Source organism: Streptomyces sp. S.PB5, from assembly GCF_030403745.1.
Taxonomy (GTDB): Bacteria; Actinomycetota; Actinomycetes; order Streptomycetales; family Streptomycetaceae; genus Streptomyces.
Map to the genome: position 1 here is coordinate 366,283 of NZ_JAQMWP010000002.1, position 15,123 is coordinate 381,405.

General features: G+C 70.1%; 22 protein-coding genes. All 22 read right to left on the minus strand.

Annotation, left to right across the window (positions count from 1 at the left end; all coding sequences use genetic code 11):
* Positions 1 to 6: 6 nt before the first annotated feature.
* The 22 genes from PH203_RS06440 to PH203_RS06545 all read right to left on the minus strand — a co-directional run bounded on the left by PH203_RS06440 (position 7) and on the right by PH203_RS06545 (position 14,840).
* The gene (locus PH203_RS06440) at positions 7 to 1,896 is read right to left on the minus strand and encodes a phage tail tape measure protein (protein ID WP_289917355.1); all 1,890 of its coding nucleotides are present in this window, start codon (positions 1,894 to 1,896) and stop codon (positions 7 to 9) included.
* Positions 1,880 to 2,233 (minus strand): hypothetical protein, encoded by a 354-nt coding sequence (locus PH203_RS06445; RefSeq protein WP_289917357.1) that lies wholly within the window; start codon positions 2,231 to 2,233, stop codon positions 1,880 to 1,882. Before PH203_RS06445 ends, PH203_RS06440 begins: the two co-directional genes overlap by 17 nt.
* 20 nt (positions 2,234 to 2,253) lie before the next feature.
* A complete protein-coding gene (locus PH203_RS06450; protein ID WP_289917359.1) occupies positions 2,254 to 2,658 on the minus strand; it encodes a hypothetical protein in 405 nt (134 codons plus the stop codon).
* A gap of 19 nt (positions 2,659 to 2,677) precedes the next feature.
* Positions 2,678 to 3,106, minus strand: coding sequence for a phage tail tube protein (locus PH203_RS06455; RefSeq protein WP_289917361.1), 429 nt, complete (start codon positions 3,104 to 3,106; stop codon positions 2,678 to 2,680).
* Between the two features lie 25 nt (positions 3,107 to 3,131).
* Complete coding sequence (locus PH203_RS06460; RefSeq protein ID WP_289918261.1) at positions 3,132 to 3,551, minus strand: DUF3168 domain-containing protein; 420 nt, start codon at positions 3,549 to 3,551, stop codon at positions 3,132 to 3,134.
* 2 nt (positions 3,552 to 3,553) lie between these two features.
* Positions 3,554 to 3,943 carry an HK97-gp10 family putative phage morphogenesis protein gene (locus PH203_RS06465; RefSeq protein ID WP_289917365.1) on the minus strand — a complete coding sequence of 130 codons (390 nt, stop codon included), beginning with the start codon at positions 3,941 to 3,943 and terminating at the stop codon, positions 3,554 to 3,556.
* Positions 3,919 to 4,125, minus strand: coding sequence for a hypothetical protein (locus PH203_RS06470; RefSeq protein ID WP_289917368.1), 207 nt, complete (start codon positions 4,123 to 4,125; stop codon positions 3,919 to 3,921). The genes PH203_RS06465 and PH203_RS06470 overlap by 25 nt, the downstream gene beginning before the upstream one ends.
* Complete coding sequence (locus PH203_RS06475; RefSeq protein ID WP_289917370.1) at positions 4,122 to 4,319, minus strand: hypothetical protein; 198 nt, start codon at positions 4,317 to 4,319, stop codon at positions 4,122 to 4,124. The genes PH203_RS06470 and PH203_RS06475 overlap by 4 nt, the downstream gene beginning before the upstream one ends.
* On the minus strand, positions 4,319 to 4,657 hold the full coding sequence (locus PH203_RS06480; RefSeq protein ID WP_289917373.1) for a hypothetical protein: 339 nt from the start codon (positions 4,655 to 4,657) through the stop codon (positions 4,319 to 4,321). Before PH203_RS06480 ends, PH203_RS06475 begins: the two co-directional genes overlap by 1 nt.
* Entirely contained in the window at positions 4,650 to 4,994 is a 345-nt protein-coding gene (locus tag PH203_RS06485; RefSeq protein ID WP_289917375.1) for a head-tail adaptor protein, read from the minus strand. The genes PH203_RS06480 and PH203_RS06485 overlap by 8 nt, the downstream gene beginning before the upstream one ends.
* On the minus strand, positions 4,991 to 5,590 hold the full coding sequence (locus PH203_RS06490; RefSeq protein ID WP_289917378.1) for a hypothetical protein: 600 nt from the start codon (positions 5,588 to 5,590) through the stop codon (positions 4,991 to 4,993). The genes PH203_RS06485 and PH203_RS06490 overlap by 4 nt, the downstream gene beginning before the upstream one ends.
* A gap of 18 nt (positions 5,591 to 5,608) precedes the next feature.
* On the minus strand, positions 5,609 to 6,073 hold the full coding sequence (locus PH203_RS06495; protein WP_289917381.1) for a hypothetical protein: 465 nt from the start codon (positions 6,071 to 6,073) through the stop codon (positions 5,609 to 5,611).
* Positions 6,073 to 6,450 (minus strand): hypothetical protein, encoded by a 378-nt coding sequence (locus PH203_RS06500; RefSeq protein WP_289917383.1) that lies wholly within the window; start codon positions 6,448 to 6,450, stop codon positions 6,073 to 6,075. The genes PH203_RS06495 and PH203_RS06500 overlap by 1 nt, the downstream gene beginning before the upstream one ends.
* A 54-nt stretch (positions 6,451 to 6,504) precedes the next feature.
* Entirely contained in the window at positions 6,505 to 7,752 is a 1,248-nt protein-coding gene (locus tag PH203_RS06505) for a phage major capsid protein (RefSeq protein WP_289917385.1), read from the minus strand.
* A gap of 52 nt (positions 7,753 to 7,804) precedes the next feature.
* Positions 7,805 to 8,545, minus strand: a complete 741-nt coding sequence (locus tag PH203_RS06510; protein WP_289917386.1) for a hypothetical protein — start codon at positions 8,543 to 8,545, stop codon at positions 7,805 to 7,807.
* Positions 8,546 to 8,734: 189 nt separating this feature from the next.
* Complete coding sequence (locus tag PH203_RS06515) at positions 8,735 to 10,789, minus strand: phage portal protein (protein WP_289917388.1); 2,055 nt, start codon at positions 10,787 to 10,789, stop codon at positions 8,735 to 8,737.
* Between the two features lie 6 nt (positions 10,790 to 10,795).
* The gene (locus PH203_RS06520; RefSeq protein WP_289917392.1) at positions 10,796 to 10,984 is read right to left on the minus strand and encodes a hypothetical protein; all 189 of its coding nucleotides are present in this window, start codon (positions 10,982 to 10,984) and stop codon (positions 10,796 to 10,798) included.
* Between the two features lie 18 nt (positions 10,985 to 11,002).
* Positions 11,003 to 12,820 (minus strand): terminase TerL endonuclease subunit, encoded by a 1,818-nt coding sequence (locus tag PH203_RS06525; RefSeq protein ID WP_289917394.1) that lies wholly within the window; start codon positions 12,818 to 12,820, stop codon positions 11,003 to 11,005.
* Positions 12,821 to 12,838: 18 nt separating this feature from the next.
* A complete protein-coding gene (locus PH203_RS06530) occupies positions 12,839 to 13,321 on the minus strand; it encodes a phage terminase small subunit P27 family (RefSeq protein WP_289917396.1) in 483 nt (160 codons plus the stop codon).
* Positions 13,322 to 13,476: 155 nt separating this feature from the next.
* Positions 13,477 to 13,893: a holin gene (locus PH203_RS06535; protein ID WP_289917398.1), complete on the minus strand. Its 417-nt coding sequence runs from the start codon at positions 13,891 to 13,893 to the stop codon at positions 13,477 to 13,479.
* Between the two features lie 78 nt (positions 13,894 to 13,971).
* Positions 13,972 to 14,505, minus strand: coding sequence for a hypothetical protein (locus PH203_RS06540; protein WP_289917400.1), 534 nt, complete (start codon positions 14,503 to 14,505; stop codon positions 13,972 to 13,974).
* Between the two features lie 92 nt (positions 14,506 to 14,597).
* Positions 14,598 to 14,840 carry a MerR family transcriptional regulator gene (locus tag PH203_RS06545; RefSeq protein WP_289917401.1) on the minus strand — a complete coding sequence of 81 codons (243 nt, stop codon included), beginning with the start codon at positions 14,838 to 14,840 and terminating at the stop codon, positions 14,598 to 14,600.
* Between the last annotated feature and the right edge of the window lie 283 nt (positions 14,841 to 15,123).

Here is a 15,123-nt window from a genome sequence, read left to right on the forward strand (position 1 = left end):
TCCCGTCTATGCCTGTCCGAGTGCGGTGACGTCGCCGCCGAAGCGGATGCGGATGGTCTCCATCAGCCAGTCGATGAACGCGTCCCCGCCGCCCGGTTCGAAGCCGACGCTCATGTGCTGCGGGGCCAGCTTGTCGCCCATCGGCGAGGACGTGTTCAGCAGCTGCTCCAGCCGCGACAGCGGCAGGACGGCTTCCTTCTCGGAGCCCTCACCGATCATGGCCAGGGTGGGGCCGGTGGCGATGCCGCCCTCGGCGAGGAAAGGGATGTTGGGCGTGGACAGGGTGATGCTGGGGATGGAGACGCCCAGGATGCTCCCGCCGCCGATGGTGAACGACAGGTTGTTCCAGGCGCCGATCACGCCGTTGATGGCGCCGCGGAAGGCGGCCGGGATGGCGTCGAACAGACCCGACACCGCGCGGCTCACCCGCCCCGGCAGGCCCTGCAGCCAGGACACCAGGGCGAGGGCCTTCTCGATGGCCCAGTCCTTGGCCTGCCCGAACCAGCCGGCCACGTTGCCGGGGACTCGGGCCAGCCAGCCGACCGCGGCGACGATCCCGTCGACGGCGGCCTCTACGCCGCTCTGCACGGCGCTCCAGACGCCGAGCACGATGTTCCGGAAGGTCTCGCTCTTCTGCCACAGAGCGACGATCCACACGATCAGCGCCATGATCAGCAGCACCACGACGGTGATCGGGTTGGCGAGCAGCGCGGAGTTCATCGCCCACTGCGCCACCGCAGCGATGCCCAGGGCGACAGCCAGGGCGAGCAGCGCCGGAATGATCATCTGCAGCAGCCCGGGGTGCTCGCGGAACAGGTCGGACACGAACGACAGGACGGGCAGGAGCATCTCGCCGAGCGTGGTGGACACCGTCCGCATGATGCTGTCGAACTGCTGGGCCGGGGAGGCAGCCATGGTGTCCGAGACGGACTGGGCTGCGCCGGCCGCCTGGTCCAGGCCGGTGGCCGCGGCGGCCCCGCTGGCATCCAGGTTGAGCAGCGTGTTGCCCAGGTCCTCGCCCGGGCCGCCGAACAGGGCAGCCTGCAGCATGGTTCGCTCGGTCTGGTCCTCGACGCCCTTGAGGGCGGTGGTGACCTGATCGAAAGCCTGGGTTCCCTTGCCCTCGTTGACCAGCCGCTGGATCTCGGCGACGTCCAAGCCAAGCTTCTTCAGCGGCTCCTCGGCGGCTTTGGTGTCCGCCAGACGCAGGCTGAACTCCTTGACCGCGTCGCCGAGCTTGTCGAGTTCGAAGGTGGGGTCTTGTGCAGCCTGGGCCAGCAGCCCGAACATCTGCGGCCCGGTGAACCCCAGCTGGGAGAAGAACTCCGCGTACTCCTTGGACACCTCGGGGAGTTCCTCGCGCATCGCGGCGGGCACCTTCTGCGCGGTCGCCGCGAGCAGGTCCAGGGCCTCGGTGCCGTCCTTGACCAGCCCAGCCTTGATCAGATTGCCCGCGGCCGCGGTGGCCATGCCCACGTCGAACTCGAAGGTCTTGGCCAGCGCCAGGGCGTCCTTGGTGAGCTGGGCCATCTCCTTGTCGGAGATGGAACCGAACTCGGCCATCGAGGACGACACCGCGGACAGTGCCTCGCCGACCTCGCCGACCGACTCGCCGAATCCGGCCGAGTACACGTCGCCCGCGATCTCGCCCGCGCGGGCGGCCTCCTCGTCGGTGAGCGCCAGCTGGTTCTGCAGCTGGGTCGTCACCGAGGAGATGTCCATGGCGGACTCAAGGCCCATGACGAATGCGGCGCCGAGGCCGGCCGCCGCGACACCGCCCGCCGCGCTGAGCCCGGTGAGCCGGTTCTCGATGCCCTGCGCGCCGCGGTCAATCTCGCCCTCGGCCTCCGACATGTCGACGCCGAGCCGGACGAGGAGCTCATCCAGAACCGCCATGCGCCACCGCCTTCCTGCGTGTGCGCCTGATCCGCTGGGCACGCTGCTCGTCGTCCCGGTCGTACTGCGCCTGCAGGTTCTTCACGATGGCGAGCATTTCCCGGCCGGACTGCCGCGGCCGGTCCGCGCGCGACCACACCATCAGGTGATCTCGCAGCACGGTCCGCCGGCCCCGCTTCAGGTGCGGGCTCATCAGGTCCATCGCCAGGCGCGCCAACAGCACGTCCAGCCGCTTGGGGGTGATGGGCCCGTACAGGTTCTGGTAGGCGACCAGGTGGACGATCTCCTCGTCCGTGAAGCGCTGCATCACCTCACCCGGCGGGGCCTTGAAAGCCACGGCCAGGTCGTACAGGAGTTTCAGCTCTGGTCGCCGTCGAAGTTTCCCTCCGCGTCCTTCACCTTCTGCTCGAAGTCGCGGTCCTCACCGGACAGGTGACGGCACAGTTTGAACAGGCCGTCGACGGTGCCGGGCGCCTTCTTCGACAGGATGCTGATGCCTTCGGCGAGGTCGGGGAAGACCAGCTGGTTGGTGCCCGGCTCATATAGGCAGCGCGCGACGATCTCCGCCCGGTTGGACTTGACCGCCATCTCCGCGCCCTTGCTGCCCTCGGCAAAGCGCAGCTTGTTCAGCTTGTTCTGGTAGGCCTCCCACGCCCCGGACGGCAGGCCCCACACGTCGACGGTGACATTCCACTCGGGGATGTCCACGCCCTCTTCGACCTTGATGTCCTGCGCGGCGCGGATGGCTTCCTTGATGCTCACGGGTCTCTCTCTTCCTCGATCAGGTGGCGGTCAGGGTCGGCTTGCCGCTGATTTTGAAGGTGACCTCGCGCGCCATTTTGTCGTCGACGGGGAACTCGTCGCCGATGTCCGAGATCCCGGCGTTGAACTGCCAGGTGTGCTCGTCGTCGTCGCCGGGCAGCAGGACGAGCTGATAGGCCCGCAGGCCGTCCTCTTCGAAATCGGCGTCCAGGTCCTGGTGACTGGTCTCGCCGGGCCGGTAGTTGATCGTGGCGGTGACCTCACCGCCGTCCTTCATCCCCTTGACGAACTCCCGGTACTTGTCCGGGGAATCGTGGGCGGTGACGTCGATCATGTTGCGGGTGCGGGACGGCCCCGACAGGGACTCCACGCTGGCGATCGTCACGAAGTTGCCGGCGCCGTTGCTGTCGCGCTTGAGCTGGGTCCCGGTTGCGTCCTCACCGGCCATGGCGGGTCACATCCTCTCTGGGTGGTTAGGGGCTGACCTGGGTCAGAACCCGGAACGAGATCGGTACGTGCCGGATGTCACCCGGCGGTTCGGGATCGGTCAGCGTCTGCTGGGAGACGAAATAGGTGGCCACGTGCCGGTGCCCGGCGATCGTCAGCGGCCGGTGCTCCAGCAGCGCCCGCAGCCGCGTGACGATCGTGCGCGCCTGGTGAAAGCCGCGGTACTGCGACCACACATGCAGCGTGATCACCGTGTTCGAGCCGTGGCTGTCATGGGTGTTGTCGGGGGTCTCGATGGACTCCCCGAGGACGACGTACGGGTAGGGCTGCTTCTCCTTGACCCAGTCGAACACGCCCTTGACCAGGGCCATCAGCTCGGCGTCCGCCGTCAGCACAGCCAGGACGGCGTCCTGAACGGGCCCGTCGGCGGACGCGGCCACGGGCATGCTCACCGCAGGGCCCTCCTGACCTCGTCGGTCAGCCGAGCCTGGTAGCGGCCGCGCTCACGCTCCAGCGCCGGATGCAGGGACGGCTGTGCGGGCCGGCTGCGCGTGCCCCGCTCGACGAAGAACGCGTAGTAGTCCTCCTGGTTGAACCAGCCGACGTCAGCGACCAGATCATCCTCGCGGTAGCGGATGTCGACGGTGTCCTTGAGGTGGTGGCTGTCCCGGCCGCTCGTGTCGACGGGCACGGTGCGCTCGACGTCGTCGCGCACGGCCTCGGCGGACTCCCTCACCCCCTTGACGAGGGCCTGTTTGATCTCGTCGGGCAGGTCCTCCAGGCGGTCGCGCAGCCTGGCCAGCCCGGTGATCGTCACGTGCGCGCGCCCGCGTGCCATCGCCCCGCCCCTCTGCCCTGATCGATGTCCTCGGCGGCCTGGCGCAGCAGGGCAGCGAACCGGCCCCGGTCCAGGGCCGTTTCCTCATCCGGCGCGCTGTAGAGAGCGATGGGGTAGTCGCGGCCGGCGATCCGCGCGAACACCTCGACCTCCAGGCGCACGGTGACCTCGGCCCGAGTCACCGCTTGCGCCTGAGTTCCTTGCGGATGATGTGCAGCTCGGCGGCGACGGCGAGCAGCCCCCAGGCGATCGCGCGCGGGATGTCGATGTCCGTCTCGCCCTGGCCGAGGAAGGCCTCGGCCCGCCGCTTGCACTCGTGCGCCTCGCTCGCGACGAACGGCCCTGCCGCGTCCGCGCGTTCGTGCTCGCCGGTCATCAGGTGCCCAGCTCGAACGGCTTGACGGTCACGGCCGTGACCGCGCTGTAGGTGATCGCCGCGCGTCCCGTGGCGCCGCGGAAAATGTTGGTCAGCGGGATGATGGCGTGCTTGCCCGCGGCCACCACCACCGCAACGTCGGCGATCGCCAGCCCCGACACCGTGCCCGGCGTTGCAATGGTCACCGTCTTGGAGGACGCGTCGGCGTTGTTGACGTACAGGAACCGTCCCGGTCCGACGGGTGCGGTGTCGCCGCCGCCGGCCGCGGCGACCGCCTGCGCGGCGACGTCGGCAATGCCGGCGGCCACCGGGACGACAGTCAGTGCAAGGTCAGCCATCGGGCTCTCCCTCTCCTTGGATCAGCTGGGCTTGGGCTTTGCGGTAGCGGGCGGTGGAGGGGCCGACGACGTGCAGCACCTTCCACACCTCGCCGGTGGTCTCGTCCCGCAGCTCGTCGAGCCGCCGCACGTCGGCGGTCGGCAGCAGGAAGATGTCGTGGCTGTGCTCGCTGCTGGTCTGCGCGGCGAGCAGCCGGTCAGTGGCAGAGGGCTGGTCGACCTTGGCGCGTACGTCATCCGGTTGACGTACGTACGTGGACGTCTGGCCGCCGTGCCCGTCGTCGGTCTCCTCCGAACGCCACACCTGCAGCGCACGGTTGAGCCAGTGGCCGATCATGTCCGGGCCCGGTACAGGCCGAGGAGTTTGCGATCCTTGTCGGACATTGACATGCCCAACGCCTCGGCTGAGAAGCTGCGGGAGTGATCGCCCAGGGACTCCGAGGCGAGGAGCATGGGATTGCCCCAGGCGGCGGCCGCCATGCGCAGCTCGATGCGTTTGACGCCGGCGGGGACGGGATCGTGCCCGGCGGTGTAGACGACCTGGACGGAGCGGTCGTTGGTGGGCCACCAGCCGTTGACGCGGGTGAGGGTGCCGGCCGCGGACCAGGTGTAGTCGTGATCCTTGCCGAAGGTGAGGTCCTCGTCCGGCTCGTCGTCGCCGAGGAGGGTGACCGAGGCGACCGCGGTGACCGGCCACCGCGGCAGGATCAGCATGTGTGAGCCGGTGCCCGGGGCCTGCGGCCAGGGGTCCTGGCGGGTGGGCGAGTCGAGGACGACGGTGTCGGTGGACAGCGTGAGGGACTGCCCAGTGACGTCATCGATCTCGCCCTCCGCGAGCTCCAGGAGCAGCTCGGCCTGGGCGGTCTCGTCGGCGGTGAAGGCGCCGGGGTGCCGCAGGAACAGCCGCAGCTCATTGGCGTTGGCGTATGTCACGGCACCCCACCCCCTTCGTCACGCGCGCTCCTGCAGGGCGGCCTCGATCGCAGCGAGCAGCTCGGCCTGGTCGCCGTCCTCGGGCAGGGCGATGTCCTGCTCGTCGGCGTAGTCCCGCAGTTCCTCGACGCTCAGCTCGGCGAGGGCCTTGTCGGTGGGTTCTGTCTGGGCGGCCTCGATGGCGGCAAGGATGTCGGCCTTCTTGGACGTGGCTCCCAGGTCGATCGCATGGTCGGCGGCCCAGGCCTTGAGGCGTTCGACGGTCCACCTGTCGGACGGCTCCTCGCCGGGGGGATCGGCTGCGGGTTTGCCGCCCAGGACACGCCGCAGCCGTTTACCGAGGCCCTCCTTGGGCTGGTCGAGGGCGACGCAGTGGCCGAGCTCGATACGCCGCAGCGCCTCGTCCTCGGGCACGTCGAGGATCTGCCCGACGCTCGCGGACAGGCCGGGGCTGGCCACGGGCCGGTTGAACTGCACGCGCATCAGGGCTTCACCCGCCCGTTGCCGCGGATGACGGAGATACCGAAGACGGCGTCGCCTGCGGCGGTGTCGGTGGCCACGGCGCGGATGTACCGCTTGATGCCGTGGTAGCCGATCAGGGTGGTGGTGGCTGCGGTCAGCGTGGCGGGCTCGGTGCCGTCCAGGTCGCTGTTGGCGACCGCGGTGTAGCCGGTGGCCAGGGAGTCGGACTCCTGGATCTCGACGGAGAACGCGTTGGAGGTGACGGCGCCCACGGTGATCTGCACGGCGGCCGCGTCGAACCCGGCCAGGTCCACGCCGGTGCCGGTGACGGTCGCGGTGTAGGCGGCGGGGGCGACGGACTGGGCCACCGCGAGATGGTTCTTGATGTCGGTCCTCATGACGGGACGCTTCCTTCCTGGCCCTGGGGCCTGGGTGGTGGGTCAGGGCGAGGATCAGGCGACGGTGTCGTTGGACTGCAGCCGCACGAACGGCTCTTCCAGGACCGGCATGGCGTCGGACTCCATGCGGCCGATGAACCCGATCTGGTTGCTCTCCGCGTACAGCTCGACCAGGCGCTGGATCTCGAACTGCAGGGCGTCGACGATCCAGTAGTAGGAGAAGTCGCCGAGCATGCCGATGTAGTCGTTGTTCGCCATGGTCGACGGCGCGAACTCCGACAGGACGTGGGGGATTTCGAGGATGGTGTCCGGGGCGTCGCCGAGGCCGGCCTTCCAGATGTACTGGTCGTTGGCGTCCTTGATCTTGCGGACCTCGGCCAGGATCAGCCGGTGGAACAGCCACCGCGCCCGGGCGTGGTACTGCGGCTTGAGCGCGTACTTGGCGTCGATCAGGGCATCGGCCGCGTAGCCGTTGGTGGCATTGTTCACGAACCCGGTGCCGGACGTGGGGACGTCCTTGTCCCGGGCGGTGGTGATGCCTCCCAGGTCGGCGTTGCCGACGGTGAACAGGCCCAACGGCTTCTGGTTGCCGTCGCCGGTCATGAACGCGTTCTCCTGCGCGGTGGCGTGCCGGTAGGCCATCCGCTCGCGCACGATCTGCTCGGGGTCCAGCGAGGCCCTGCGCAGCAGCGTGCGGGAGATCTTCACGCGCTTGGCGAGCGGGTGCGGGCGCAGCTCGCGCTTGCCGAAGCGCAGCGCGTCGTCCTGGCTGCCGGTGCCGACCTCGGAGGTCCAGGTGGCGTCGGCGAGGTCGGCGTCACGGGTCGGCACGCCGAGGGACTCAGCCTGTGTCAGGCGCATCACGGTGGCCAGGCCGCGCAGCGGCAGCTGGTCGTCGACGTTGGCCAGGAGCCGGTTGACGAACTCCTCCGGCGCGACGAGGAAGCCGCCCTCGGGGTCGTTGCCCGCGTTCAGTGCGCGGGCGTGCTCGGCGGACAGGCCGGGCCGGCCGTCGCGCAGGTAGGCGTTCCACGCCGTCATCTGCACGGCGGCGTTGCGGTTGCCCGGGCGGCCGTCGTCCGGGATGTCGTCGACCGTGTCGCGGTCGTCCTCAAGGAGGCGTTCGGCCCGCTCGATGGTCCGGTCGAGCTTGTCTCGCTCGTCCATGACCGCGTCGAACTTGGTCTCCTCCTCCGGCGTCATCGAGCGGCCCGCGTCAGTGGCCGCCTGCATGATGCCCGTGGCCTCGTGCCCCAGCTTGCTGCGCTGGGCCTTCAGCTCGCGGATCTTCAGGGTCGTCATTTCCGTCCCCTTCTGGGTGTGGGTGGTGCCGCCCGCGGTGCGGGGGCGGAAGTCAGTGGTTGAGGCCGGCCAGGCGCAGCAGGCGGGCCCTGTCGACGATTACGCCGGTCGCGCGGCCGTCGTCGTCGGTGTCGCCGGCGGCATTGAGGAGTTCCTGCAGCGCGTCCCGGGCGGACTCGACGAGCTGCTTGTTCTTCTTCGACAGCACCGCGCCCGCGCGGCCGCCCGCGGCCTGCAGCTCGTCGAGGTGGGCCATGACCGCCTGAGCGAAGGCCTCGGCGTCGGGGCGGCCGCCCGCCAGGTGACGGACCAGGGCCAGCCGGTCCTCACGGCCGGACTCGACGATGGCGTTGGGGTCCATCGGCAGCGGGACGGCGGAGACTTCGAACAGCTCCCAGCCCTCGGGGGTGCCGTCGTCGGCGATGTTCCAGACGTCGAAGCCGATGGAGAACGCGTTCATGATCTTGTTGCGGTACTTGCGTTCGACCTTGCGGGCGAAGTCGTCGTCCTGGTCGAAGACGATGGCCATCTTCAGCGCGTCGCCGTCGATCCAGGTCTTGTCGGAGCGGCCGATCGGCAGGCCGTCGCGACCCCAGTACGAATGCCCGTAACCGACCACGGGGTTGGCCTCGAAGCGGCCGAGCTCGGCGCCCTTCATGGTGAGGTTGAGGCCGTCGCCCTTGCGGCCCTCGGTGGCGGCGACGATCGTCAGCGGCTTGCCCGCGGAGTCGTCGCCCTGCTCGTCGTCGGCGCGCTGGACGTAGCCGCGCATGTAGTGACGCTGGCCCTTCATCGGTCCCTCCCGGGGTGTCGTATCTGCCGGTCACGCGGCGCGGTCTGCTGCTGACGGGCGGCGAAGCGCGCCGGAACGCGGCCGCAGGAGTCCTCACGGCGCACGTGCCACCAGGCCCCGGACGGGCCGCGCTCGGCGGGGCACCCGCACTCCGAGCAACTGCCTTGCTCGATCCCGTCCCGGGGCTGCTCAGTCGGCGACAACGGGCACCACCTGACACCTGCAACCCGCGTGCACGGGCGGGTGGAAGGTGTTGCGCTTGGCCTTCAGGGCCTCGCCGTCATTGCCCTCGACCTCGTCGCCCTTGGCGATGAACGGCACCTCGATCTCGGTCGTACGGCCGTCGAGCTTCGTGCAGTACGGGCAGTGCTTGGAGCCCTGGGTGACCCACTTCAGGGTCTGGACACCGGCCTCTTTCCACGTCTCCCGCGCGGCCGCGTTGGGCAGTTGCGCGCCCTCCCAGCGGGCGGTCTGTGCGGGCCGCTCCTGCTGCCACTTGATGAGCCGCTCGACGACCGCGGCCGCCGCGTCCTCCTGGGTGTCGGCCTGCTCGGTCTGCTTGCGCAGCTGCCCGAAGCTGGAGGCGATGCGGTAGGCGACGTGCGCGAGCGTGTATGCGTGCGCCCACGTGGACAGGTCGACGTCGTCCTCGTGGCCGACCTCCTCGGCGGCGTCCTCGGCGACGTCGGCGGCGAACGCGGTGATGATCGGCAGCCACAGCGCGGTCATCGCCTCGGCGATCGGCCCGTCCGTGGCGTACAGGGCGGACAGCGCGGCGAGGAACGCGGACGTCGAGCGGGCGCCGCGGCCGCCGGGGATCAGGTGCTCGTCGACCAGGGCGCCGACCTTCTTGCGTTCAAGGTCTGCGATCTCTTGGTCGGCCTCCTCGATCTTCGGTGCCCACGCGTCGGCCAGCCGCTCGCGCGCGGCGATGCCGCGACCGCGCAGCAGGCGCGCGTACCGGCGGGCGGCCTCGCGGCCCTCGCCGTCGACGTCGTCCTCGGCTGCCGGCGTGCTGGCGCCGGCGGGGACCATGTTGAGCGGGACCAGGTAGGCGTCGCCGCCGTCGACCGGGTTGAGGTTCTCCTTCTCCCGGACGTCGTTGGCAGACAGCCAGCCCCACTGGCGGCCGATCGCGTACGCCGCATAGCGGGCCGCGGTGTTGCCGCGCAGCAGCGCGTCGACCAGGTGCTCGGGGAAGTACCGCGCCCGTTCCTCGGGCAGGAGAAGCTGGGTGAGGATGGCCTGCTCCCACCGCGTCAGCCACGCGCTCAGGGCGGACGACACGTAGTCCAGCTGCTGTTCCTCGATGTTCGAGAACGTGGCGCGCTCAAGGTCACCGATCTTGTGGGGCGGCAGGCGCAGCCACCGGGCCATGTCGGTCACCTGCAGCTTGCGGGTCTCCAGGAACTGGTTGGCGTCGTTGGGCAGACCGACGGCCTGCCAGGTCACGCCCTCCTCCAGGATTGCCACGCGGTGGGCTCGGTCGATGCCGCGGTGAATGTTCTCCCAGTCGTCGGCCATGCGCTTGCGCGCCTCGGGCGAGAGGTTCTCCGGGTGGCTCAGCGCCCCTGCAGGAGCCGCGCCGTTCGAGAACGTCTTGGCGCCGTAGTGCTCGGTGGCCAGGCCCAGGCCGATGCTGTTCGCGGCGAGTTCGACGACGGAGTAGCCGGTGACACCGTCGTCGCCGAGGCCGTTGATGCACAGGAACTCGCCGGGGGCGAGGTTGGCGTAGATGCCGTTGACGTCGTCGCGGTACTGCACCCACCGCTCGACGCGTCCCTTGCCCATCTGTCGGACCTTGATCCGTACACGGTCCGGGCGCAGCGGCCACAGCTCCTCGACCACGCCGGTGCGTTCGTGGGTGACGACGTAGGCGACGCCGCGGCCCCAGGTGATGGCGTGGCCCTGCAGGGCCTCCTTGAAGGCCATCGCGCCCATCATGTCGTTGGGCGCATCGTGCAGCAGCGGGTAGAGCGGGTGGCTGGTGGCACGGCGCTTGCCGCGGGCGAGGCGCTCGTACAGGAACAGCGGCAGCAGGCCGAGGTCCTCGGCGATGACGCGGACGCCGGCGAAGAACGGCGCGTACATCATCGCGGTGTCGTAGTCGACGCGGACGCCGGCGCTGTTGGCCATGTCGCCGCGGAACCAGTCGACGACCCACTTCTCCGGGGTGGCGATCGAGGACAGCGGGCCGGCCGAGGCCCGGGCCACGGCCCGCACCCCGGAACGCAGGAAGCCCATCGCGCGTCACCCGCCTTTCTTCGCGTCGATGAGCTCCTGGCGCGCGGCGGCCTTCTCCGCGAGGACGGAGCCGCCCAGGCCGATGACGACGAGCGCGCCGCCCACGACGGTCAGGCCGAGCCAGGGGGCGATGAGCCACAGGCCTGCGCCGAGGAACACGATTCCGAGCAGCGCGAGGACGTCCCAGCGGTCCACCCGTCACCTCCGTTGGGGTCACAGGGCCATGCCCTGGCTTTCGTAGACGGACGGCTTGGGCATGCCGCGCATGGCGCCGTCGAGGGCGAACAGCAGGGCGGGGATGCCGTCGATGCGCTTGCCGGTCTTCTCCCGGTCGGGCTTGACCGGCCGCTGCCGGTCGGGGTCGTCGCGCGGGGACTTCTTCTCGACGACGTCGGCCATCCACTGCGCGACCGGGTTGCCGAAGTGGCTCAGCTCGTCGGCCTTCAGCCGGCGCATGAGCTCACCCATCGGCCCGGTCATCCGCAGGTAGGTCGTGTCGGATTCGAGCATCTTCAGCCGGGTGCGCTTGACGATCGCCTGCCGTACGGGCTCGCCGGACCACTTGTCGTAGGTGATGTCGACGATGCGGAAGTCTTTGTGGTCCGCGGCGATGTCGTCGTAGATCCGGTCGTAGTCGATCGTGTCGCCGTCGGTGGCGGTGATCCAGCCCTCGGCCACCCATTCCGACAGGCGCCCGTTGGTGTGCGTGTCGAGGTCCTCGACGACCGACTCGGGCAGCCAGAACCGCCACAGGACCTCACCGCCGGGGAAGACCAGGGCGAACGCGGTCAGGTCGAGCTTGCTGGACAGGTCCAGTCCGCCCCAGCAGCGCTGGCCCTGGAGCTTGGCGCGGATCCAGTCCGGTGTCGGGGCAACCTCGCCGACTCGCGCGTTCCACAGGTCCATGGACAGCCAGCGCGTCACCTGGCTCACGCGCTGGTTGAGGCGGAACTGCAGGAAGGAGTTCTCTTTGCTGCGGTCGTTGCGGGCCTCGGCGGCGTCCTCGCGCAGGGCCTGCACCGACAGGAAGGAGCCGAGGGCGGGGTTGGGCCAAGACCAGTTCGCCTCGTCCCACGGGTCGGTGGACACCGGCAGTTCGGGGCGGGCGGGGAACAGTCGCCACAGCCGCTCAAGGTCGTCGACGGTGCGCGGCATCTTCCGCACGAACGCGAAGTGGTGCGGCGCCCGCGCCGGGTCCTCCATGACCCGGTCGGCCTCGTCGATCATGTCGGCGCCGAACGAGGCGCCGTCCTTGGTCTCGGTGGTGATCGCGAGCATGAGCGGCTGCGTGCGCGCGCCGGCGCCGGTGACCATCGCATCCCACAGGGTGGCGTCCGGCTGCGAGAGGACTTCGTCCAGGATGAAGCAGTGCGGCGAGTGGCCGAGCTCGTTGTCGGCGTCCGAGGGGATGACCTCGTAGTGGCTGCCGGTCTTCTCGTCGACCAGGCGGCGGGCGTTCTTGATGTGGGTCAGCCGCGCCGCGAGGATCGGCGACTTGCGCATCATCTTCACCGCGGGCTCGAACACCTTGCCCGCCTGGCGGGTGTTGGCGGCCGCGCCGTAGACCTCGGCGGATTCCTCGCCGTCCCCGACGAGCATGTACAGCGCGATCCCGGACAGCAGTGCGCTCTTGCCGTTCTTGCGGGCCATGACGATGGTCGCGCGGGTGTAGCGGCGAACGTAGCAGCCCCACTGATCCGACCAGTGGACCTCGCCGAAGAGAGGCCGGATGATCTCGTGTTCCTGCCACGGCGCGAGTTCGAAGCGGGTGTTGGCCAGGGCGCCGGCGGGGTGGATGAGCAGCTCGGCGAAGAACTTCACGACCTTGTCGGCGCGTGGCTCGCAGTAGTGCGCGCCGCGCTTGCTGCAGGTCTTGCCGTCGAGGGTGTACCCGCACGTCCCGCCGCGCCGACTGTTGGGCCGCCACCGCTTGTTGTGGTCGACCTTGAGGACGCGCCGCCTGGTGGTGCGGCCCGGGCGGGCGGCCGCCTTGCTGCGGGCCGGGCGCCGGGTCGTGGTGGCCGGGGACATGGCGCCTCCGCAGGTCGGTCAGGACAGCAGCCGCTCGGCCCCCAGTCCGTCGCCCTCGTTCGGGATCTTCAGGCCTGCGCGGTCGGACGGGGTCAGACCAAACCGCGCGCCGTACGTACGGACCTGGGCGTCGGCCGCGTCCAGGGCGAGGAGCCAGGGGTTCTTGCCGCGCCGGTGGCCGCTGATGTCGCCGTTCTTGTTGAACACCGGCGACTCGACGACCGCGCCTTCCTCCTCGACGTGCCGGGCGGCATCCCGGCGGCGGGCGACGGCGTCGCACCAGGCGGCGAACGCCTCGACGTCCCACGCGGTCAGCACCCGCTTGGCCTCAAGGTCGGGGGCGTACTCCTCCCACACCTCCCGGGCCTCGTCACTCAGCCAGGTCGGCGGGGCGACGTCGCCGGCGGACGGCTGCGGCTCGTCCGAGTTGATTCGGTCCTTGCGGTCGCCGTGCAACACCCGCAGCTGGGTCGGCTTGGGGGCCGGGCCACGCTTCCCCATGATCACCTCCAGTGGTGACGCACCGTTACGGCGGCCGCCGCGGTACGGCGGATCCCGATACCTGTCAGCGCGGGAGGGGGCTCCCCCCCGCGTTCCGACCCCTCCCAGGGCCAGAGATTTGAGGCCCCCTCCCCGGCCGGCGTTGTCACGCTCGGTCAGAACGGAGGGGCGTCCGGCTCGCGCGGGGTCGCTGCCCAACCGGCCGGCTGATGCTTGCCCGTTGCCCGGGCGTGGCACGAGGCGCACAGGCCTCGGCCGTAGTTCGGGTGGTGCTCGTCCAGGCCGCGCCGGCGCAGCTCGCGCTTGGACAGTGGGTAGTGGTCGGCGTGCTCGCTGCGCGCGCCACAGGGTGAGCCGTGCTTGTGCTCGGTCGACGTGCACACGCACGTCGGGTCACGTTCGAGGACGCCCTTGCGGAAGCGGTCGCGGTGCTCGGCGTCGTAGCCCTGAGCCTTGGCCGAGGGGCGGTCGCGGCGGGAACGGGCCAGGCACTCGGCGCACTTGGCCGAGCCAGGTACGGGTGTGCCCGGGCAGCTGCCTGTCGTACAGGGGCGGGGAGCGCGGGAGGGCATGGGCGCTCACCTCCTGCGGGTATGGGTGCGGCCCCGTACCTGGTGGGCACGGGGCCGCGTGGTGTGTAAAGGGGTACCTCAGAAGTCGGGGCAGAGGTGCTTGTGCACGGCGTCTGTGACCTTCGCTCCGGTCTGTGGGGTGGCGATGTCGGGCAGGCGCGTGGTGATGGTGAACCGGTCGAGGGCGAGCTGGCTCAGCTTGTCCTTGTCGTCGGGGTTGCTCTTGATGGAGCTGCACTGATTGCGGCCCCGGTCGACGGTCTGGTCGTCCTTGCCGTCCTTGGCGATGCGTGGGTCGATGGCGTCCAGTGCGTCCAGGTACGCCTTGCGGGTGGCGGCGTCGGGCTTGGGCGGGAGGCCGGCGGCCGCGTCGATGCTGGCGCGCTGCTCGTCGGTGAGCGCGGGCGCGCTGCTCGTCGCGGACGGCTTGTCGTCGGCCTCGTCCTTGTCGTCGCTGTCGCCGATGGCTGCGCCGAGGACGGCCAGGCCGATGAAGAGGGCGAGGAGTCTGCCGCAGCCGATGGCGGCGATCTTGGGGCCCTTCTTCTTCGGCGGGCGCGGAGCGGGCGGCGCTCCCCATGCGGGTTGCTGCTGGTACGGCTGATGGCTCACGAGATCCCCCCAAGGACGCGCGGTGTGCGTGGGGTTCGCATCATGCCGTCGGGCGGGGGTGGCGTGTGGGGGCTGTGACGGTGCTGTGACGGCTACTGGGTGACGATGCCGACGAGGCGGAGGGCGCGGGGGCGTGTCGCGTGTTCGGCACGGGCGAGGTCAGCGAGGGCGTACAGGGGGCGGCCGTGTTCGTCGAGGCCTGCTACGGGCAGGTGGCCGCGGGCACGCCAGTTGCAGATGGCGGGGCGGGTGACGGCGGCCGCGGTGGCGCTGACGGTGCGGCGCCAAGCGGTGGCGAGCTCGGCGGCTTGGGCGCCGTTGTAGAGCTGGCTCATGGTGCCCCCGTTCTGCCGTGGACGTGCCGCAGCCCCGGGTTGAGGGAGCGAGTCCGGGGCTGCGGATGTGAGCTGTGGGCACAAGTGTGCTGCTGGCACCATGTTCACGCTACGTAGGGATCTTTGTCCAGCGGGAACGCCCCAGGATTCCGCTTCGAGCGGGCACAGGGGACGGCCGCCCCTTCTGGCCGCGGCGCGAATTCACGGGGGAAATGACACGCCGTCATATCGCCGATATGACTAGCGGAAGTATTAACCCATTGGGGCGATAAATGCCGCACGG

Bases quoted from the DNA above. Each gene is read 5' to 3' on its own strand.
- PH203_RS06505 (WP_289917385.1), bottom strand. From the start codon at position 7,752: ATGACGACCCTGAAGATCCGCGAGCTGAAGGCCCAGCGCAGCAAGCTG.
- PH203_RS06455 (WP_289917361.1), bottom strand. From the start codon at position 3,106: ATGGCCGGTGAGGACGCAACCGGGACCCAGCTCAAGCGCGACAGCAAC.
- PH203_RS06530 (WP_289917396.1), bottom strand. From the start codon at position 13,321: ATGGGGAAGCGTGGCCCGGCCCCCAAGCCGACCCAGCTGCGGGTGTTG.
- PH203_RS06465 (WP_289917365.1), bottom strand. From the start codon at position 3,943: ATGGCACGCGGGCGCGCGCACGTGACGATCACCGGGCTGGCCAGGCTG.
- PH203_RS06460 (WP_289918261.1), bottom strand. From the start codon at position 3,551: ATGCCCGTGGCCGCGTCCGCCGACGGGCCCGTTCAGGACGCCGTCCTG.
- PH203_RS06545 (WP_289917401.1), bottom strand. From the start codon at position 14,840: ATGAGCCAGCTCTACAACGGCGCCCAAGCCGCCGAGCTCGCCACCGCT.
- PH203_RS06480 (WP_289917373.1), bottom strand. From the start codon at position 4,657: ATGGCTGACCTTGCACTGACTGTCGTCCCGGTGGCCGCCGGCATTGCC.
- PH203_RS06495 (WP_289917381.1), bottom strand. From the start codon at position 6,073: ATGCGCGTGCAGTTCAACCGGCCCGTGGCCAGCCCCGGCCTGTCCGCG.
- PH203_RS06500 (WP_289917383.1), bottom strand. From the start codon at position 6,450: ATGAGGACCGACATCAAGAACCATCTCGCGGTGGCCCAGTCCGTCGCC.
- PH203_RS06510 (WP_289917386.1), bottom strand. From the start codon at position 8,545: ATGAAGGGCCAGCGTCACTACATGCGCGGCTACGTCCAGCGCGCCGAC.
- PH203_RS06525 (WP_289917394.1), bottom strand. From the start codon at position 12,820: ATGTCCCCGGCCACCACGACCCGGCGCCCGGCCCGCAGCAAGGCGGCC.
- PH203_RS06515 (WP_289917388.1), bottom strand. From the start codon at position 10,789: ATGGGCTTCCTGCGTTCCGGGGTGCGGGCCGTGGCCCGGGCCTCGGCC.
- PH203_RS06475 (WP_289917370.1), bottom strand. From the start codon at position 4,319: ATGACCGGCGAGCACGAACGCGCGGACGCGGCAGGGCCGTTCGTCGCG.
- PH203_RS06440 (WP_289917355.1), bottom strand. From the start codon at position 1,896: ATGGCGGTTCTGGATGAGCTCCTCGTCCGGCTCGGCGTCGACATGTCG.
- PH203_RS06485 (WP_289917375.1), bottom strand. From the start codon at position 4,994: ATGATCGGCCACTGGCTCAACCGTGCGCTGCAGGTGTGGCGTTCGGAG.
- PH203_RS06535 (WP_289917398.1), bottom strand. From the start codon at position 13,893: ATGCCCTCCCGCGCTCCCCGCCCCTGTACGACAGGCAGCTGCCCGGGC.